Annotated in this window: 14 protein-coding genes; 8 read left to right on the plus strand and 6 right to left on the minus strand. The window is 70.8% G+C overall.

Annotated elements, in window-relative coordinates; all coding sequences use genetic code 11:
- The first annotated feature begins 115 nt into the window (after nucleotides 1-115).
- Complete coding sequence (locus tag OG329_RS01935; RefSeq protein WP_405792152.1) at nucleotides 116-1087, plus strand: acetylxylan esterase; 972 nt, start codon at nucleotides 116-118, stop codon at nucleotides 1085-1087.
- Between the two features lie 25 nt (nucleotides 1088-1112).
- On the opposite strand, the gene OG329_RS01940 is transcribed toward OG329_RS01935, so the two are convergent.
- Nucleotides 1113-2441, minus strand: coding sequence for a PLP-dependent aminotransferase family protein (locus OG329_RS01940; RefSeq protein ID WP_405792154.1), 1329 nt, complete (start codon nucleotides 2439-2441; stop codon nucleotides 1113-1115).
- 167 nt (nucleotides 2442-2608) lie between these two features.
- On the opposite strand from OG329_RS01940, the gene OG329_RS01945 reads away from it, so the two are divergent.
- The 3 genes from OG329_RS01945 to cynS all read left to right on the plus strand — a co-directional run bounded on the left by OG329_RS01945 (nucleotide 2609) and on the right by cynS (nucleotide 4621).
- Complete coding sequence (locus tag OG329_RS01945; protein ID WP_405792156.1) at nucleotides 2609-3514, plus strand: alpha/beta fold hydrolase; 906 nt, start codon at nucleotides 2609-2611, stop codon at nucleotides 3512-3514.
- Nucleotides 3515-3558: 44 nt separating this feature from the next.
- Nucleotides 3559-4023, plus strand: coding sequence for a hypothetical protein (locus OG329_RS01950; RefSeq protein ID WP_405792158.1), 465 nt, complete (start codon nucleotides 3559-3561; stop codon nucleotides 4021-4023).
- A 154-nt stretch (nucleotides 4024-4177) separates the two neighbouring features.
- Nucleotides 4178-4621 (plus strand): cyanase, encoded by a 444-nt coding sequence (gene cynS / locus OG329_RS01955; protein WP_405792160.1) that lies wholly within the window; start codon nucleotides 4178-4180, stop codon nucleotides 4619-4621.
- Nucleotides 4622-4926: 305 nt separating this feature from the next.
- Here cynS and OG329_RS01960 read toward each other — a convergent pair whose 3' ends face one another.
- Entirely contained in the window at nucleotides 4927-5880 is a 954-nt protein-coding gene (locus OG329_RS01960) for an IS481 family transposase (RefSeq protein ID WP_405792162.1), read from the minus strand.
- A 443-nt stretch (nucleotides 5881-6323) separates the two neighbouring features.
- A complete protein-coding gene (locus tag OG329_RS01965; RefSeq protein ID WP_405801612.1) occupies nucleotides 6324-7505 on the minus strand; it encodes an ROK family protein in 1182 nt (393 codons plus the stop codon).
- Nucleotides 7506-7737: 232 nt separating this feature from the next.
- Here OG329_RS01965 and OG329_RS01970 point away from each other — a divergent pair, with 232 nt between their 5' ends.
- The 4 genes from OG329_RS01970 (at nucleotide 7738) to OG329_RS01985 (ending at nucleotide 13523) form a co-directional block, all read left to right on the plus strand.
- Nucleotides 7738-9966, plus strand: a complete 2229-nt coding sequence (locus OG329_RS01970; RefSeq protein WP_405792164.1) for an alpha-galactosidase — start codon at nucleotides 7738-7740, stop codon at nucleotides 9964-9966.
- Nucleotides 9967-10034: 68 nt separating this feature from the next.
- On the plus strand, nucleotides 10035-11747 hold the full coding sequence (locus OG329_RS01975; RefSeq protein ID WP_405792165.1) for an alpha-glucosidase: 1713 nt from the start codon (nucleotides 10035-10037) through the stop codon (nucleotides 11745-11747).
- Between the two features lie 120 nt (nucleotides 11748-11867).
- Complete coding sequence (locus tag OG329_RS01980; protein WP_405792167.1) at nucleotides 11868-11969, plus strand: putative leader peptide; 102 nt, start codon at nucleotides 11868-11870, stop codon at nucleotides 11967-11969.
- Nucleotides 11970-12083: 114 nt separating this feature from the next.
- Entirely contained in the window at nucleotides 12084-13523 is a 1440-nt protein-coding gene (locus tag OG329_RS01985; RefSeq protein ID WP_405792168.1) for a sulfatase, read from the plus strand.
- Here OG329_RS01985 and OG329_RS01990 read toward each other — a convergent pair.
- The 3 genes from OG329_RS01990 to OG329_RS02000 all read right to left on the minus strand — a co-directional run bounded on the left by OG329_RS01990 (nucleotide 13511) and on the right by OG329_RS02000 (nucleotide 19025).
- The gene (locus OG329_RS01990) at nucleotides 13511-14206 is read right to left on the minus strand and encodes a GntR family transcriptional regulator (RefSeq protein ID WP_405792170.1); all 696 of its coding nucleotides are present in this window, start codon (nucleotides 14204-14206) and stop codon (nucleotides 13511-13513) included. The two genes, OG329_RS01985 and OG329_RS01990, sit on opposite strands and share 13 nt — an antisense overlap.
- Before the next feature lie 191 nt (nucleotides 14207-14397).
- Nucleotides 14398-16125: a ThuA domain-containing protein gene (locus tag OG329_RS01995; protein ID WP_405801614.1), complete on the minus strand. Its 1728-nt coding sequence runs from the start codon at nucleotides 16123-16125 to the stop codon at nucleotides 14398-14400.
- A gap of 20 nt (nucleotides 16126-16145) precedes the next feature.
- Nucleotides 16146-19025 (minus strand): carbohydrate-binding protein, encoded by a 2880-nt coding sequence (locus OG329_RS02000; RefSeq protein WP_405792172.1) that lies wholly within the window; start codon nucleotides 19023-19025, stop codon nucleotides 16146-16148.
- Nucleotides 19026-19027: the final 2 nt, after the last annotated feature.

The raw sequence follows: 19027 nt of genomic DNA on the forward strand, positions 1-19027 counted from the left end.
GTACTTTGGCCCCTGCGGACGGCGTCGGTCAAGAGTTCGTACCGGACTTCTTTTGCCACCCCTCCGGCCCGTACGGTGGGCCTGTCCCCCCGCGAAACCCGAGGTGATCCGGCACATGGCCCTGTTCGACCTGCCCCTTGACGAGCTACGGAGCTACCGCAGCCGGTCCGTGGAACCTGCCGACTTCGACGCCTTCTGGACGAAGACTCTCGCCGAGGCGCGCACCCACGATCTCGACGCCCGCTTCGAGCCCGTCGCGACGGGACTGTCGACCGTGGAGGTGTACGACGTGACCTTCGCCGGCTTCGGCGGCCACCCCGTCAAGGGCTGGTTCGTCCTGCCGGCCGGGACTCGTGAACCGCTGCCGGTGGTGGTCGAGTTCGCCGGTTACGGCGGCGGGCGCGGGCTGCCCCACTCGCATCTGCTCTGGGCGTCCGCCGGTTTCGCGTACTTCGTGATGGACACACGGGGGCAGGGCGCGGGGTGGGGCGGCGGCGACACTCCCGACCCGGTGGGCAGCGCGTCCGCGTTCCCCGGTTTCCTGACGCGGGGCATCGAGGATCCGTACGACTTCTACTACCGCCGCGTCTTCACCGACGCCGTCCGCGCGGTGGAGGCCGCCCGCTCCCATCCGCTCACCGACGCCTCCCGCACGGCCGCGATCGGCCAGAGCCAGGGTGGCGGGATCACGCTGGCGGTGGGCGGACTGATACCGGACCTGGTGGCGATCGCGCCGGACGTGCCGTTCCTGTGCGACTTCCCCCGGGCGACGACGCTCACCGACCGGCATCCGTACAAGGAGGTGGGCAAGTACCTCAACACCTACCGCCGCCGGGGCGATCAGGTCCGGCGGACGCTCAGCTACTTCGACGGAGTCCATTTCGCGGCGCGCGGCCGGGCGCCCGCGCTGTTCTCGGCGGCGCTGGAGGACAAGACGTGCCCGCCGTCGACGGTGTTCGCGGCCTTCAACGCCTACCCGCACGAGGACCGGACGATCGAGGTGTACGAGTTCAACGGCCATGAGGGCGGCGACGCCTACCAGGAAGTGGTCCAACTGGGCTGGCTGCCGCCACGTCTGACGGGCTGACAGTCCCGGGTCGGTCCGCCTCGCATCACTCCGGCGCGGCGTCCTCGGGGGTGCCGCGTGCCAGGGTGGCGAGGAGGTCGAGGGTGTCGGCCAGCGTGCGATGGGCGGGCGTGCCCAGGGCCAGCCGGACGGCGTTCGGAGCGCGCCCGGTGCCCACGGTGAACGCGGCGCCGGGCGCGATGGCGATGCCGAGGCGGGCCGCGGCGGCGACGAAGGTCTCGGCGCGCCAGTGGTCGGGCAGCTCCCACCAGCAGTGGTAACTCCGGGGATCGGCACGCACGGTGAAGCCGGCCAGGCTCTCGGCCCTGATGCGCTGGCGCTCCACCGCGTCGGCGCGCTTGGCCCGGCCGATCGCGGCGGCGGTGCCGTCTGCCATCCACTGCGTGGCGGCGTCCAGGGCGAACCGGGCCGCCGACCACGCTCCCGAGCGCAGGGCGGAGGCCAGGCGCTGCTCGAACGCGGCGGGTGCCACGGCGAAGCCGAGGGTCAGTCCGGGCGCGAGCCGCTTGGACATGCTGTCCAGGACGATGGTGCGTTCGGGGGCGAGCGCGGCGAGCGGCGGCATGTCCTCGTGGAGGAATCCGTAGATGGCGTCCTCGATGACGTACAGGTCCAACGCCCGCATCGTCTCCACGAGTTGGGCCCTGCGGTGCGGCGGGATCGTCATGCCCAGCGGGTTGTGGAGCGTGGGTTGCAGATAGACGGCCCGCAGCGGCGGGGCGTCGGCCAGGGCTTCGGGCAGGAGTCCGTCCTCGTCCATGGCGAGCGGGACGAGGGTGATCCCGAGGTGGGCGGCGATGCCCTTGACGACGGGGTAGGTGAACTCCTCCACCCCGAGCCGTTCCCCGGCCGGGACGCAGGCCGCGAGGGCCGCCGCGATCGCCTGGCGGCCGTTGCCGGCGAACAGGATCCGCTCCGGGTGCGGAGTCCAGTCGGCGCGCGCGAGCAGGAGCGAGGACGCCTCGCGGGCGGCGGCGGACCCGGATCCGCCGAGGGGCCGCAGGCTCGCGGCGAGCACGTCGGGGCGCTGGAGGCGCGCCATGCCGGCGGCGAGCATGTCGGCCTGCTCGGGCAGTACGGGGAAGTTGACCTCCAGGTCGACCCTGGCCTCGCTGGGCTCGGTGAGCGTCGGCTGCGGTCCGGGCGGCGCGGCGCGTACGAAGGTCCCCCGGCCCGCCTCGCCGACGGCGAGTCCGCGCCGGATCAGCTCTCCGTAGACCCTGGCCGCCGTGGAGTTGGCGATGCGACGGCTCCGGGCGAACGTGCGCTGCGGTGGCAGGCGTTCGCCGGGGCGCAGCCGGCCGGCCCGGATGTCGGCCGCGAGCTGGTCGGCGATCAGTCGGTAGTCCTCCATGGCGCTCCCTCGTGTGCGTGCCGATCACGGTCGCACAATATTGCACCGAGATCAATTTCGACATTGCATTGAGATATTGCACCATTTAGCATCGAGAAGGCAAGGGGGAACGCACGGAGCCGAGCGGTAGGGGCGCCGTGCACCGGACGAGGGCGAAGGACGCGCACATGAGCAGCATGACGCTGTACGACATCACCGTGACGTACGACGACGAGGGCGGGGACGGCGGGGGCGGGGGCGGGGGCAGGGGCGGCGGCGATGACGGTGACGGTGGTGAGGTCTTGGTCCTCGTACACGGCCATCCGTTCGACCGCTCGATGTGGCGGCCCCAGATCGAGACATTCGCCGGCCCCGGGCGCCGGGTGATCGCCCCGGATCTGCGCGGCTACGGCGAAGCCACCGTGCTGCCCGGCAAGACGACACTCACCACCTTCGCGTGGGACATCGCCGCCCTGCTCGACCGGCTCGGCGTCGACCGGGTCGTGCTGGGCGGACTGTCCATGGGCGGCCAGATCGTCCTCGAGTTCTACCGGCTGTTCCCGGAGCGGGTCCGGGCCCTGGTGCTCGCCGACACCTTCGCCGCCGCCGAGACGCAGCCGGGCAAGGTGGCACGCAACGCGATGGCCGACCGGCTGCTGCGGGAGGGCATGGGGCCGTACGCGGACGAGGTGCTGACCAAGATGGTCGCGCCGCACAACGTCGAGGCGCTGCCGGCGGTGGCCGGGCACGTACGGGACATGATGCGCGGCGCACCGCCCGAGGGCGCGGCGGCGGCGCTGCGCGGCCGGGCCGAACGGCCGGACTACGTGGGCATGTTGCCGCGCGTGGCGGTGCCGACGCTCGTGGTGGTCGGCAGCGAGGACGAGTACACGCCGGTCGCCGACGCGCGTGTGATGAGTGACGGGATACCGGACGCGACGCTCGCGGTCATCGAGGGCGCCGGGCATCTGCCCAATCTGGAACGGCGGGCGGAGTTCGACGCCGCGCTCGGCGCGTTCCTCGGCTCCCTGCCGCCCATTACCTCTCGGGTAATCGACCAGGTCGGCGACTTCGAGAACCATCAGGGGAGTTAGGCCCCGTCCGGGCCGTCCCTGAGCCGCTTCCCGAGGAGGAACCCATGAGTTCATCGGATTCGTTCGGTGTCCCCGCCCCGTCCCCTACCTCCGCGTCCGCCGATTCCACCGCCGTACTCGGCGACGTCCGACTGCTGCGGCTGGCGCTGCGGCTCGACGCCGTGGCCACCGGAGGGGTGGGGGCCGCCGCGCTGATCGGCTGCGCCGCGCTGGACTCGGCACTCGGCCTGCCTGTCGCGTTCCTCGCCGGGATCGGCGCGTTCCTGGTGCTCTACGCGCTGTTCGTCGGGCGGGTGAGCACCGCGTCGGCGCCGCACCGTACGGCGGTGCGGCTGGTGATCGGCAGCAATCTGGCGTGGTTCGCGCTCAGCGCCGTGACGGCCGCCGCGGGGTGGCTCGACCCGACCGGGCTGGGCACGGCGCTGATCGTGGCCCAGGCGGTGGCGGTGCTGGGATTCGCCGATGTCCAGCTCATCGGGCTCCGCAAGGCACGCACGTCACTGGCGTGAGCCCACCCGCCGTGAGTCTCCGCGACGCGCGAGGCGCGCCTCGCGCGCCTCCGTCGCGGAGACGGCTGTCCCGCTGCCCTCTCCCGCCCCTCCTGCCGTCTCCTATGCTTTGGCCGCGTGCTACCAGGGCCGCAGTCCGGGAATGGAGAGGCACATGCTCAGCAAGCACGAAGCCGCCGAAGCCGTCCGCCAGGCGAAGGTGAAGACCGGGATCACGTGGGCCCAACTGGCCGAGGCCGTAGGCAAACCGCTCGCCTGGACCACGGCCGCGCTCCTCGGCCAGCACCCGATGGGCAAGGACGAGGCAGCCACGGCGGCCGCGCTCCTCGAACTCGGCGACGATGCCGCGCTCGCCTTCCAACTCCAGCCCTCGCGCGGGGCGTTGGACGCGGCCGTACCGGTGGATCCGACGATCTACCGGCTGTACGAGGTCGTCCAGGTCTACGGTCCGACCATCAAGGAACTGATTCACGAGCAGTGCGGCGACGGCATCATGAGCGCCATCAACTTCCGCCTCGACGTCCAGCGCGTGCCCGACCCGGCGGGTGACCGCGTGGTGATCACGCTCGACGGAAAGTACCTCCCGTACCAGTGGTGATGTCCGGTGTCCGGACGCGCGGGGCCCGGCCGAACCAGCCGAACGCCGGCGCCGGACTCTCCGGAGCCCGCCACCCGTTGATGACGGCGAGGAGTTGAAGGCAGCGCTCCCGACGCGCATCGCCCGCCGTCATCAGCCGCGCGAGCAGCCGGTGACGGCGGGCGGTGCCGTCCTCGTCCGGCCGGCCGGCGGCACGGCGTGCGCGGCGGCGACATCAGGCAACGGGATTTTCTGGCGCACGACTTGACGGATCGTGGGGAGGTCCGGTCCCGGTTCGCGCAGCGTCCGCACAAGGAGCGGGCGGGCTAGGTGTATTGACCCGGAGGGTTGTTGACGCGGGTGATGGGTGGGTGGCCGCCGAGTGCGGTGTGGCCGCGGTGGTGGTTGTAGGTGTGGAGGAAGTCTGCCAGGGCCGTGGTGCGTTCGGTGTTGGAGGTGTAGGGGCGCTGGTAGGCCCATTCGTCGGCGAGGGTGCGGTTGAAGCGTTCGACCTTGCCGTTGGTCTGGGGCCGGTAGGGGCGGGTGAGTTTGCCGGTGGCGCCGAGGTCGGCCAGGGCGGCCTTCCAGGCCAGGCCCTTGCGGTAGGCCCAGGCGTTGTCGGTCAGGACGCGTTCGATGCGGGTGATGCCGTGGGTGTGGAAGAACGCGGCGGCGCGGGTGAGGAAGGCGGCGCAGGTGGTGACCTTTTCGTCCGGGTGGATCTCGCTGTAGGCGAGGCGGGTGTGGTCGTCGACGGCGGAGTGGACGTAGTCGTAGCCCATGCCGCGGATCGGGCGGCCGGCGTCGCGGCCCCGCACCTTGTGGCCGCCTCCGTCGGGGATGCGGCCGAGTTTCTTCACGTCCACGTGGATCAGCTCGCCGGGGCGTTCGCGTTCGTAGCGGCGGATCACGGTGCCGGTCGGACGGTCCATCCAGGCAAGGCGGTTCAGGCCGTGGCGGGTCAGGATGCGGTGCACGGTCGAGGCCGGAAGGCCGAGGACGGGGCCGATGCGGGCGGGGCCGAGTTTGCGCTCCCGGCGCAGGTCACACACCCGGGCCTCGATATCGGCCGGGGTCCGGTGCGGCGTCGTGCGCGGCCGGCTGGACCGGTCACGCAGCCCGGCCTCGCCCCCGTCTCGCCACCGTCGCACCCACTTGTGCGCGGTGGGCCGTGAAACACCCATCTCAGCGGCCACATGCGCGACCGGGCGGCCCGAGCAGACCCGCTCGACCAGCAGTCGCCTACCGTGAACGGTCAGCCGGGCATTACGGTGGGACACGAAGACCTCCGTGCGGTGAGTTCCTAGACAGCTCCCACCACACCGGAGGTCTTCGCCATGTTCAAGACCTGCCAAGTGTCAACAACGCTCGTGATCAATACAGCTAGGGCGTGTCCGCGAAGTCCCGCCTGGCCCGCGACGCCTGGCACGGCACCTCCCCCGCACCCCCGTTGTCGGACTCGGCCACGTACGGCTGGGCCATCCACAACGCCGATCCTCCGCCTTGCGATGCAGCGCACCGACGAGACATCACCCGCTTCGCGGCGGGCGCCGGCCCCGCCCCCACGGGCGGACGGGCCACTTGGCGGACACCCCCTGCGGCGTCGGCGCCGTAGAGTCGGTAGGCGGCCAGGGTCCGGCCGGCCGGCGGCACGAATGCCCGGTCGGATGAGAACCTGACGGTCTTGACCGGCAGTCCGGTGAGCCGGGCGGGTGGCAAAGGCTCAAGTCCCCAGTACGTACGCCTGGATGGCCGTCACCGCCGCGCCGCGTGCCCAGAGGGCGAAGTCCACCGGTCGTACGTCGAGCGAGACCGCCGACGCGCGCGGATCCCGGTCGTACGCCAGGCCCTCGCGCAGCGCCTCGTGGGCCACCTCCGCGAGCCGTATCCCCTCGCCGGTGAGTACGACCTCTGTGGTGAGAGTGAGGTTGGCGACGGCGGCGATCAGCCGGCCCAGTGCCCGTCCCGAGGCCATGACCAGCGGCCGGGCCACCGGATCGCCGGCCGCCGCCAGGTCGAGGCAGTCGTCGTACGAGACATCGCGGCGCAGTCCCACCGACGCGGCGGCGCGCAGGGAGGCCATCGACAGCATGGCGGTGGCGCAGCCGCGATGGCCCCGGGGGCACAGTGGGCCCAGTGGATCGAGCGGGAAGTGTCCGAGGAGGCCGACCCCCGCGTCCGGGCTGTCCACGACGCGGTCGTGCACGACGAGGCCGTAGCCGATGCCCGCCCCGACGGTGAGGACCGCGAACCGGTCGTGACCGCGCGCGGCACCGAACCAGTGCTCGGCGCGGGTGAGCGCGAGCAGGTCGTTGTCGACGGCCGCCGGCATCCCGAGCGCGTCGGAGAGCATGGCGCCGAGAGGAACGGCGTCGTCCCACTCCAGGAACGGCGCTTCGATCACCGTGGCGCGGTCGGCCACGCGACCGCCCAGGCTGACGCCGGCGGCGGTGATGTGCGGTGCTTCCGGGGCGAGTTGGGCGCCGAGTCCGGCGACGAGTTCGGCCGCGAGCGAGCGCAGGACGGCGACGACCGAGGCCGGGTCGCGGCCCGGCAGGTCCGCCCGCGCGGACGCGACGACCTCGGCGCGGAGCGTGGTCAGGACGGCGTAGACCTCCTCGTGGGTGATCTTGGCGCCGATGAAATGGTGCGCGTCGGCGACGATGTCGAGCGGACGGGTGGGCCGGCCGGCACGCGTTTCATGACCCGCGCGCGATTCGTGGCCGATACCCGACTCGACGAGGAGCCCGCTGTCCAGGAGCGGCTTCGCCAGCCGGGTGAGGCTGCCCGCGGACAGGTCGAGCCGGCGGGCGAGTTCACTGCGGGGCAGTGGACCGCGCAGCAGCACCTCCAGGGCGACGGCGTGCGCGGCTCCCGAGAGTGGGGTCCACGGCGCTGGGGTCATCGACAAGGGAAAGCCCTCCGCGGGGAGTGCGCCCGACAACTGGCCCGCCCATCCTGCCAGCTCATCCAGTTTACTTCCATGACGAAATCAAACATCGCTCCATAGACGCGATTTCGCCATACCGGCGGCATGACACCCACCTATTGACGACCGGAAACTTCCGCGCCGAAACTAAAGAAACCGCGAGCCGAACGGCGAACGACACGGCCGATGGACCACCCGAGGAGCCCCCATGCCCACCGGTCACTCCCGTGACTACCTCCACCTGCGCGCCGCCGGTACCAGCCTGGTCCTCGACCTCACCGGTGACCGACTGCCCCGGGTGGTCCACTGGGGTGCCGACCTCGGCGATCCCGGAGACCTCGGCGCGAGCGGTCTCGCCGATCTGGCCACCGCGAGCGCCGCCCGGCAGATGTCCAACACCCTCGACCTGCCCGTCCCGCTCTCCCTGCTGCCCGAGCACTCGGCGGGCTGGCTCGGTACGCCGGGCCTCACCGGCCACCGCGACGGCGCCGACTTCTCAACTGCCTTCACCGTCCGCTCGATCCGTACCGTCCGCACGCCCGACCACTTCGAGGCGCACCAGCTCACCGTCGACGCCGTGGACGAACACGCCCGTCTCGGACTCGTGTTGGAGATCGAGCTGACCGCCTCCGGTCTCGTACGGCAGCGCGCCACCGTCACCAACCTCGACACCGACACCGACACCGACACCGACACCGACAACGCTGACGACACGCGCGAAACCCACATGCGGCCGTACGTCCTCGACGGTCTGCTGCTCACCCTCCCCGTACCCGCCCACGCCACCGAACTCCTCGACCTCACCGGCCGGCATCTGCGCGAACGCAGCCCGCAGCGCCACGAGTTCACGCTCGGTACGCATCTGCGGGAGAACCGCCGGGGCCGCACGGGCACCGACGCGACGCTGCTGCACCTGGCGGGCGAGCGCGGTTTCGGTTTCCGTACGGGCGAGGTCTGGGGCGTGCACGTGGCCTGGAGCGGCAACCACCGCACCCTCGCCGAACGCACACCTGCCGGTGTGTCGCTGCTCGGCGGCGGCGAGACCCTGCTCGCGGGCGAAGTCCTGCTGGCGGGCGGCCAGTCGTACACGAGCCCGTGGATCGTCGGATCGTACGGCCACGGACTCGACGAGCTGGCCGGGCGCTTCCACCGGCATCTGCGCGACAGAACCCGCCATCCACGGCGGCCCCGGCCGGTCACGCTCAACACCTGGGAGGCGGTCTACTTCCAGCAGGACATCGACACACTCAAGGCGCTCGCGGATGCCGCCGCCGAGGTCGGCGCCGAGCGTTTCGTGCTGGACGACGGATGGTTCAAGGGCCGTCGGCACGACCGCGCGGGGCTCGGCGACTGGTACGTGGACGAGAGCGTCTGGCCCTCGGGACTGAGCCCGCTGGTCGACCATGTCCGTTCCCTGGAACTGGAGTTCGGGCTGTGGGTGGAGCCCGAGATGGTCAACCCGGACTCCGATCTCGCCCGCGCACACCCCGAGTGGATCCTCGCGACGGGCGGCCGGCTCCCGCCGGAGTCCCGGCAGCAGCAGGTGCTCGACCTCGGCCACGCCGGAGCCTACGACTATCTGCTCGAACGGCTCGACGCGCTGGTCGGCGAGTACGGCATCGACTACCTCAAGTGGGATCACAACCGCGATCTCGTGGAGGCCGGGCACAGTCCCACCGGCGCCGCCGGTGTCCACGCGCAGACGGCCGCGACGTACCGGCTGCTGGACGAGCTGCGCGCCCGGCACCCCGGTCTGGAGATCGAGTCCTGCTCGTCCGGCGGGGGCAGGGTCGACCTCGGCATCCTGGAGCGGACCGACCGCGTCTGGACGAGCGACTGCATCGATGCCCTCGAACGGCAGCGAATACAGCGCTGGACAGGGCTGTTGCTGCCGCCCGAACTCCTCGGGGCGCATGTCGGCTCCCCCGTCGCGCACACCACCGGACGCTCCCACACCCTCGACTTCCAGGCCGGGAGCGCCCTGTTCGGCCACTTCGGCATCGAGTGGGATCTCACCGCCGCCGACCCCGGTGAACGCGCCCGGCTCGCCGAGTGGGTCGCCGCGTACAAGGAACTACGGCCGCTGCTGCACACCGGCACGGTCGTCCACGGCGACCACCCCGATCCGGCGCTGTGGGTGCACGGCGTGGTGGCGGCCGACCGCTCTCACGCGCTGTACGCCCTCGTCCAGACGGCGACGAGCGTGACGTCCCCGGCGGGCCTCGTACGGCTGCCGGGACTCGACCCGGACGCCCGCTACCGGGTACGGCCCCGCGGGCCAGGCGACCGGACCGAAGGCCCTCACCGGTCCGACCCGCTCTGGTGGGAGCGCCCGGCGGGTGTGGAACTGACCGGCCGGATGCTGGCAGCCGCCGGGGTACGGGCGCCCACGCTCTTCCCGGAACGTCTCGTGCTCGTGGAGGCCCGCAGGCTCTGACCAACCACCGGTACGACCTCCAGGACCACCGGGCCACCCGTACGCGATCACGTGAGGTGCAGGCACACATGAGCGGCAACTCCCCCTCCCCCGACGCCTGGTGGAAGTCGGCGGTCGTCTACCAGATCTATCCGCGCAGCTTCGCCGACTCGAACGGCGACGGCGTCGGGGACCTGCGCGGCATCATCGGCCGGCTGGACCATCTCGCCGCTCTCGGCGTCGACGTCCTGTGGCTGTCGCCGGTGTACCCGTCCCCGCAGGACGACAACGGCTACGACATCAGCGACTACCAGGACATCGATCCGGCCTTCGGCACGCTCGCGGACTTCGACGATCTGCTCGCCGCCGTCCACGCGCGCTCCATGAAGCTGGTCATGGACCTCGTCGTCAACCACACCTCCGACGAACACCCGTGGTTCACCGAGTCCCGGCAGGGTCCGGACAGCCCCAAGCGCGACTGGTACTGGTGGCGCCCCGCCCGTAACGGCGCGGAGCCCGGCACCCCGGGCGCCGAGCCCAACAACTGGCGCTCCTTCTTCTCCGGCCCCGCCTGGGAGTACGACGAGCGGGCCGGCGCGTACTATCTGCACCTCTTCTCCCGGAAACAGCCCGACCTCAACTGGGAGAATCCCGAGGTCCGCGCGGCCGTCCACCGGATGATGAACTGGTGGCTCGACCGGGGTGTGGACGGCTTCCGGATGGATGTCATCAACCTCATATCGAAGGACCCCGCGCTGCCCGACCGCGACCACCACGGCGCGGGGCCGCGCATCCACGAATTCCTCCAGGAGACACACCGCGAGGTCTTCGCCGGGCGCCCCGAACAACTGCTCACCGTCGGTGAGATGCCGGGTGTCACGGTCGAGGAGGCCGGACTGTTCACCGATCCGGCGCGCGCGGAGGTGGACATGGTCTTCCAGTTCGAGCATGTCGGACTCGACCACGGCGACGGCAAATTCGACGTACGGCCGCTGAACCTGCTCGATCTGAAGGCGTCCCTCGGCCGCTGGCAGGACGGCCTCGCCGAGACCGGCTGGAACAGCCTCTACTGGAACAACCACGACCAGCCGCGTATCGTCTCCCGCTTCGGCGACGACGGGCCCGGCCACCGCGTCAGATCCGCGACGATGCTCGCCACCGTGCTGCATCTGCACCGCGGCACGCCGTACGTCTACCAGGGTGAGGAACTGGGCATGACCAACGCCCCGTTCACCTCGATCGAGGACTTCCGCGACATCGAATCGCTCAACCACTACGCGGAGGCGGTCGACGGCGGCGCCGACCCGGCGCGGGTTCTCGCGGGGCTGCGGGCGATGGGGCGCGACAACGCCCGTACTCCCATGCAGTGGGACGCCTCCCCGCACGCCGGGTTCACCACCGGTACTCCGTGGATCCCGGTCCACCCGAACCACACGGAGGTCAACGCGCGGGCGGCGTACGCCGATCCGTCGTCCGTCTTCCACCACTACCGCCGGCTGATCGCCCTGCGGCACCGCGAACCGGCCGTGGTGCACGGCGACTTCACCATGCTGCTGCCGCGTGACCCGCGCGTGTACGCCTTCGTACGACGGCTGGTGGCTGCGGACAATACGGCAACCGAGCTGCTGGTCCTCGGCAACTTCACCGGAGACTTGGCGGAGGTCGCCCTGCCGGACGACAGTTGGCAGGGCACCGAGCTGCTGATCGGCAACGTCCCGGACCCCGGGCCCGTGACCACCACGGTCTCGCTCGGCCCGTGGGAGGCGAGGGTGCACCGCCGGCGCCGGCCGACGACGGCCTGAGCCGGCCGCAACGAGTCCACCCGGCTACCCGGCCGCCCGTCCGGCCGACCACCCGTCCGCCCGTCCGGCCCGTGGACGAACGTTGACAGCCGAGCCGGCCATGGACCACTCTCCATGGTCATGCAGCTCCCTACGGTGTGTCCCAGTGGCCTCCGGGTCACTCTCGTGGAGCGCCGCCACGTCGACCTGGTCCGTGTAGCGAGCGCCATCTGTTGCGTGTGAACCGCCCGGCCCCCATGGGCTGAGCGCTTCTTCGTCTTCCCTCTTCACCGGCCGCGTGGCCGCGCCGTGCCCAGCCCCGGCACGCCCCACGGGCCATCACCGTCTGGAGAAGTCGTGGTTTCGCACGCGTCGAAGTCAAACCTGTCCCGCCGCACCTTCGGCGGGGTCGTCGGAGCCGGTGCGGCAGCCGCCGCCGCAGGAGTTGCGGGAGGCGGCCGTGCGGTCGCCGCGGAGCCCGAACCGCCGTCACCGGAACGGGAGTTCCGCGCGGCCACCGGACGCCGGCCGGGCCGGCCGAACATCCTCTTCATCCTGGGCGACGACCTCGGCTGGGCCGATCTGTCCAGTTACGGATCCACCCACATCCGCACCCCCCACCTCGACCGGCTGGCCGGCCAGGGTGTGCGGTTCACCGACGCCTACTCCGGATCGGCGACCTGCTCGCCGACCCGGTTCTCGCTCTACACCGGCCGCTATCCGGGCCGTACGAAGGGCGGGCTGGCCGAGCCCATCGCCGACAGGTCCGTCGGCCTCGAGCCGACGCATCCGACGCTCGCGTCCCTGCTCCGGGGCGCCGGGTACGCGACGGCGCTGATCGGCAAGTGGCACTGCGGCTTCCTGCCCGACTACTCCCCCACCCGGTCCGGCTGGGACGAGTTCTTCGGGAACTTCGGCGGGGCGCTGGAGTATTACTCCAAGCTCGGTCAGGGCGGCGAGTACGACCTCTACGAGGGCGACGCCCAGTACAAGGATCTGCGCTACTACACCCGGATCCTGACCGAGCGCGCGAGCGAGTACATACGGCGGGACCACCGCGAGCCGTGGCTGCTCAATCTCAACTTCACCACCCCGCACTGGCCTTGGATCGCGGACGGCGACACACGGGAGAGCGCCGAGATCGTGCGCCGGATCAAGGCGGGCGATCCGGCGGCCCTGTGGCACAGCGACGGCGGCTCGATCGAGAAGTACCGGGAGATGGTCGAGGATCTGGACCGCTCGATCGGCCAGGTGCTCGACGCGCTGCGCCGCTCGGGCCAGGAGCGCGACACGCTCGTCTTCTTCGCCAGTGACAACGGCGGGGAGCGCTTCTCGTTCAACTGGCCGCTGAGCGGGAACAAAGCCTCGCTGCTGGAGGGCGGTATCCGGGTGCCCGCCGTGCTGCGCTGGCCCGCCGCCGTCGACGGCGGGCAGGTCAGCTCGGCTCCGGTGTTCACACCGGACTGGACGGCGACGCTGCTGGAGCTGGGCGGTGCCCGACCGCATCCGGCCTATCCGCTGGACGGCCGCAGTCTGGCCGGCTACCTCCTGCGCGGCGACGGGCCGCCGAGCGGCCGTGATCTGTTCTGGCGGGTGCGCGGGGAGCGGGCCCTGCGGCGCGACGAGTGGAAGTACTACCGGGGCAAGTCCGGTAAGGACCAGCTATTCCATCTCGCGTCCGATCAGCGTGAGCAGGCCGACAAGGCGGGTACCCGGCCGGAGTTGCTGGCCGAGCTGCGCGCGGCGTGGGAGCGCACGGATGGGGACCTGTTGCCGTATCCGGCTCAGTCGGCCTGAGAGACGGAGCCACCCGCGTCGTCCCCGTCCTCGTCCCCGTTCTCGTCCCCGTTCTCGGGGAAGGCGCGGCGTACGAACGACGCGATGTGGTGGCGCAGGGCGTCCGCGGCGGCCGTCGCTTCGCCCGCGAGCGCGAGCCGCAGGATCTCGCGGTGCTCGGCCGCCTCGCGCTCCCGGGTGGGGACGGTGGCCCACGCCACGGTGGCCACGAGGGCCGCCTGGTCGCTGATCTCGTCCAGCGTCCGGGCGAGGAGCGGGTTGCCGCAGGGGAGATACAGCGCCCGGTGGAAGTCTCGGTCGGCGAGCGACCTGTCCGCCCGGTCGGCCGCCGACTCGGCTCGGTCCAGGGCGACTTGGGCCGCGTCGAGCCGGCCCCGCCGGCTCACCGAGCGGCGCAGCGCCTCCGGTTCGAGCAGCAGGCGTACGTCGTACACCTCGCGCGCCATGGTGGCGTCGACGTGCCGTACGACGGCGCCCTTGTACTGGCTCATGACGACGAGTCCGGTACCGGCGAGGGTTTTGAGCGCTTCGCGCACGGGTGTCTTGGAGACGCCGAACCGGTCGGCGAGTTCGGCCTCGACCAGGGCCTGTCCCGGTGGGAGCCGCGCCGTGAGGATGGCGTTCTTGATCGCCTCGAGCACGTACTGGGTGCGGGACGGTATCGGGGTGGGCGTAAAGGCCATGTGTCAGATATGACGTATGAAGTACGACGCGTCAACGCGATCGGCCGAAGCCACGTACGGAACACCCCACGGAACACGCTCTCACGGACATGGGGTCGGCCCCGGAGAGGGATCCCCGGGGCCGACTCGTCCGTACTACGAGCTACGTGCTACGAGCTACGAGCTACGAGCCAGGTGCTACGTGCGCCGGGCTACCTGCCGACGGTGAAGGTGTCGATGTCGAACAGTGAGCCGGCCCCGCCGCTGAAGGTGAGGAACAGCGGTCCGGTCGGTGTGCCCGTCAGCGTGGTGGACACCGTGCGGAAGGTCTCCCAGCCACCGGTGTTCGGCACCGCGACCGAGCCGACGACCGGCCCGGTCGCCGAGCCCGAGCGGACCTGTACGGTGCCTCCCGCGCCGGCCGACGAGACCTTCGCGGTGAAGGTCTTCGCACCGGTGAGCGACGCCTGGGAGTAACCCGCCCAGTCGCCGTTCTCGATGTAGCCGAGGGTCTTGCCGCCGCTCGCCGGAGCGTGGTCGGCCGCCTGGACACCCTGTCCGGAGGTGTAGGACTCCCCTTCGTAGGTGGTCGACGGGGGCGGTGTGGTGCCGCCCAGTTCCTTGATCCGGATGTTGCGGAAGGACACGTCGTCACCGGTACCGTGGTTCTGGATCCCGATATGCCCCTGCGCCAGGGACCGTACCGGGTCGGTGTTGGTGAAGTCGTTGATCCGTACACCGTTGAGGAAGACCTGAAGCCGCTCCCCCTCGACGCGGATCTCGTAGGTGTTCCAACTCCCCGGCGGATTCAGGGCGTTGTCCCGCGCCGTGAGGTCCGCCGCCTTGAAGCCGTAGATGGACCCGGTGGTCCGGTCGGCCGCGTCGGTGGCGTCGATCTGGATCTCGTAGCCCTGGTTCACCGACGTGTTGACGTCGTCGGAGGCCGGGAAGCCCACGAAGACACCGGAGTTGTCGTCCCCGGCCATGCGCCAGTCCAGCTTGAGGGAGTACGAGGCGTACTCCTTCGCCCGGTACCAGTACAGGCCCATGCCGCCCTGCGCGTTCAGTGTGGCGTCGGTGTTGGTGAAGCTGCCCGGTCCGGCCTGGGACCAGCCGGTGGTGGAGCCGTTGTAGAGCGCTGTGTAGCCGGTCTCCGCGCGGCAGTCGGCCTTGGCGAAGCCCGCCGCGTACCGGATGCCGCCGAGCAGCAGCGAGCGGAACGCGGGGTCGGCGTAGGACGCCTGGGTGTGGCCGAGTCCGGTGTAGAAGGACCGGCCGTTGCCCTGCGGGTGGCACCAGGTGATCGGGTGGTCGCCGCTCATCTCGCCGCCGCTGTAGCTGGATTCGTCCAGGCTCTGGAGCACCCGGACCTGCGGGCGGGGATTGGTGCGGTAGTTGTACCACTCGTCGGAACGTGACCAGGTCTGGCCGAGGTGCGCGGTGGCCGCGTGCGACCGGTCCTCGTTCTTGACCGTGGCCTGCTGGATCGCCGGGTGGCTCTTGAACCAGGCGCCGACGAGCTGCTCGTACTGCGGCCAGTCGTACTCGGTGTCGGCCGCCGCGTGGATGCCGAAGTAGCCGCCGCCACCGTCCACGTACCCCTGGAGCGCGGACTGCTGAGTGGCGTTCAGCACGTCGCCGGTGGTGGAGAGGAAGACGACGGCCTGGAAGCCGGCCAGGTTCGCCGGGGTGAAGGCGTTGCTGTCCTCGGTGGCGGTGACGGTGAAGTTGTTGGCCGCGCCGAGGTCACGGATGGTCTGCGTGCCGACCGGGATGGAGTCGTGCCGGAAGCCCGCCGTCTTGGAGAAGACGAGGACCTTGTACGCGGGGTCGGCGGCCTGGGCCGCGGTGGCCGGTGCCAGGAGGGACGCGGCGAGGCCGAGGGTGAGGGCGAAGGCCGCCGCGGCGGTCTTCGGCAGGGTACGGAGCTGACGGATCATCATCGTCTCCTTGACTCGCGTCACTTGGTGAGCGTGAGGGTGTCGATGTCGAACAGGGAGCCGGCCCCACCGGTGAAGGTGAGGAACAGCGCCCCCGACGATCCGGTGCCGGTCAGCGTGGTGGAGACGTTGCTGAAGGTCTCCCACCCACCGGTGTTGGGGACAGCCACGGTGCCGAGGGCGGCGCCGGTGGCGGAGCCCGAGCGGATCGTGATGGTGCCGCCGGCACCGGCCGAGGAGACCTTCGCTGAGAAGGTCTTGGTCCCGGCAGTCGGGACGGAGGCGTAACCCGCCCAGTCGCCGTTCTCGATGTAGCCGAGTGTGTTGCCACCGCTCGCCGGGGCGTGAGCGGCCGCCTGGACGCCCTGTCCCGAGCTGAACGACTCGCCCTCGACAGTCTGGCTGGAGCCACCGCTGCCGGTGTCGAAGGTGAAGGCGTCGACGTCGAAGAGATTACCCTGGCCGGTCACGCCCTTGAAGACGAGGAACAACTCCGTTGTCGCGGCAGGGGCGTTGGTGATGTTCGCCGAGACGTCGACGAAGTTCTCCCAGCCGCCGGTCGGGGCCACGGCCACCGAGCCGAGCAGCGTGCCCGTCGCGGATCCGGCCCGTACCTCCAGGGTGCCGCCGACGCCGCCGGACGCGACCCGGGCGGTGATCCTGTTGGCGTTGGCCAGGTTGTACGGCTTGAAGGAGACCCAGTCGTTGTTGTCGGTGAAGCCGACCGTGCTGCCGCCCTCGGCGTTGGTGTGCGCGGCGACCTGGATGCCGGACTGGGCGCCGAAGTGCTCACCCTGGCGGTGCCGGGGCTGGAGGATGTTGGCGCTGTGCGTGGTCAGCCCGGCGCCGTCGGTGTACTCGGCGTCGAAGACTCCGTAGATGTTGGCCGCGCTGTCGTGCTCGCCGTCGGCGGGCACGCTGAGATTGCCCGAGCAGCCGGTGGCCTGGGTGATCTGGTGGCGGTGCTCGTCGTGGCCGAGCAGATAGGTGACCTTGACCTTGGAGCAGTCGATGGTCCCGTCCTCCGGGTCGCTGACGGTGACCTGGAAGGGCACGGTGTCACCGAAGGAGAACAGTTGACCGTCCTTGGGGGTCTGGAGTGTCACGGTCGGCGCGGTGTTGCCCGCCGTGACGACCAGACTCGCGGTGCCGGTCAGTCCTTCCGGGTCCCGGACGGTGAGCGTCGGCCGGAAGGTGCCGTTGGTGGTGTAGGTGTGGCTCGGGTTGGCGGCCGTGGAGGTGGTGCCGTCGCCGAAGTTCCACGAGTACGTCAGGGCCTTGCCCTCGGGGTCGGAGCTGCCGGCCGAGGAGAACGCGACGGTCAGCGGGGTGGGTCCGGACACCTTGTCGGCGGCTGCCTTGGCGACCGGGTTACGGTTCGCGGCGCCGACGTACTCGACGCGGTACAGGGCCTGGTTGTTGCCGCCGGTGCCGTAGTCGAGGACGTACAGCGCGCCGTCGGGGCCGAACGCCTGGTCCATGACCTGCGTACCGGTCCACGGGAACGCCTCGATGACGCCCGGTGTGCCGTCGGCCTTGACCTCGATGGCTTTGATCCACTTACGGCCGTACTCACCGGCGAAGAAGCGCCCGTCGAGGGACTGCGGGAACTTCACGTTCGAGTTCAGGTTGGCGTCGTAGCGGTAGACGGGGCCGCCCATGGGCGATTCGGAGCCGCCGCCGAACTCGGGCGGGGTGCCCGCGTCACCGCCGTACTTGATCCAGCTCGACTTGGCGGCGGGCAGGGTCGACAGACCGGTGTTGCGGAACGAATTGTTCGCGGGCGCACCGCAGTTGTACTTCGCCGCGGAGGGGCCGCCGGGGAAGGTGAACTCGCTGTAGGTCTCGTTGGCCGTGTTCGTGCCGGTGCAGTACGGCCAGCCGTAGTTGCCGGGAGCGGTGATGCGGTTGAACTCGACCTGGCCGCTGGGGCCTCGACTGGCGTTGGTCACTCCCGCGTCGGGGCCGTAGTCGCCGAGGTAGACGATGCCGGTGGCCTTGTCGACGGACATGCGGAACGGGTTGCGGAAGCCCATCGCGTAGATCTCGGGGCGCGTCTGCGCCGTGCCCGGTGCGAAGAGGTTGCCGGACGGGACGGTGTAGCCACCGGCCGCGGTGGGCTTGATACGCAGGACCTTGCCGCGCAGGTCGTTGGTGTTGCCCGAGGAACGCTGGGCGTCGAACTGCGGGTTGCGGTCGGCGCGTTCGTCGATCGGCGAGTAGCCCGAGGACTCGAACGGGTTCGTGTCGTCGCCCGTCGTCAGATAGAGATTCCCCGCCGCGTCGAAGTCGATGTCACCGCCGACATGGCAGCACTGGCCACGGTCGTTGGGGACCTCGAGCACGACCTTCTCGCTGGCCAGGTCGAGTGTGTTGTCGGCCTTGAGCGTGAAGCGCGAGAGGTTGAGATGGCCCTTCCAGGGCTCGAAGGTCGCGGCGTTGCCCATGACGGGCGCGTCACCGCCCGGCGTGCTGAGCTTGGGCGAGTAGTACAGATACAGATACCGGTTGCTCTGGAAGTTGGGGTCGGCGGCTATCCCCTGGAGACCTTCCTCGTCATGCGTGTAGACGTCGAGCTTGCCCGCCGACTTGGTGTTGCCGGCGGCGTCCGTGTAGCGGACCGTGCCGTCCCGCGCCGTGTGCACGACGGCGCGGTCGGGCAGTACGGCGAGTGACATCGCCTCGCCCAACTCGGCCGAGCCGAGCGCGAGTTGTACCTGCTGGTAGTCGCCCGCCGGAATGGCGGCGGGGGCGGCGGGGGCCGCCTCGTGGCCGGGGTGACCGGGATGGGCGGCGGCGGAGGGGACGCTGATCGCGCCTCCACCCACCACCAGACCCAGTACCGCGAGCCACCTCAGCCACTTCTGTCTCGGGCGCGGCCGTCCTGAGAGTCCTGACATCG

Origin of the sequence: Streptomyces sp. NBC_01506 (assembly GCF_045040295.1) — a bacterium.
GTDB lineage: Bacteria > Actinomycetota > Actinomycetes > Streptomycetales > Streptomycetaceae > Streptomyces.

What these genes read in the sequence shown, in the direction of transcription:
- OG329_RS01935 (WP_405792152.1), top strand. Translation starts at nt 116, where the DNA reads ATGGCCCTGTTCGACCTGCCCCTTGACGAGCTACGGAGCTACCGCAGC.
- OG329_RS01940 (WP_405792154.1), bottom strand. Translation starts at nt 2,441, where the DNA reads ATGGAGGACTACCGACTGATCGCCGACCAGCTCGCGGCCGACATCCGG.
- OG329_RS01945 (WP_405792156.1), top strand. Translation starts at nt 2,609, where the DNA reads ATGAGCAGCATGACGCTGTACGACATCACCGTGACGTACGACGACGAG.
- OG329_RS01950 (WP_405792158.1), top strand. Translation starts at nt 3,559, where the DNA reads ATGAGTTCATCGGATTCGTTCGGTGTCCCCGCCCCGTCCCCTACCTCC.
- cynS (WP_405792160.1), top strand. Translation starts at nt 4,178, where the DNA reads ATGCTCAGCAAGCACGAAGCCGCCGAAGCCGTCCGCCAGGCGAAGGTG.
- OG329_RS01965 (WP_405801612.1), bottom strand. Translation starts at nt 7,505, where the DNA reads ATGACCCCAGCGCCGTGGACCCCACTCTCGGGAGCCGCGCACGCCGTC.
- OG329_RS01970 (WP_405792164.1), top strand. Translation starts at nt 7,738, where the DNA reads ATGCCCACCGGTCACTCCCGTGACTACCTCCACCTGCGCGCCGCCGGT.
- OG329_RS01975 (WP_405792165.1), top strand. Translation starts at nt 10,035, where the DNA reads ATGAGCGGCAACTCCCCCTCCCCCGACGCCTGGTGGAAGTCGGCGGTC.
- OG329_RS01980 (WP_405792167.1), top strand. Translation starts at nt 11,868, where the DNA reads ATGCAGCTCCCTACGGTGTGTCCCAGTGGCCTCCGGGTCACTCTCGTG.
- OG329_RS01990 (WP_405792170.1), bottom strand. Translation starts at nt 14,206, where the DNA reads ATGGCCTTTACGCCCACCCCGATACCGTCCCGCACCCAGTACGTGCTC.
- OG329_RS01995 (WP_405801614.1), bottom strand. Translation starts at nt 16,125, where the DNA reads ATGATCCGTCAGCTCCGTACCCTGCCGAAGACCGCCGCGGCGGCCTTC.
- OG329_RS02000 (WP_405792172.1), bottom strand. Translation starts at nt 19,025, where the DNA reads ATGTCAGGACTCTCAGGACGGCCGCGCCCGAGACAGAAGTGGCTGAGG.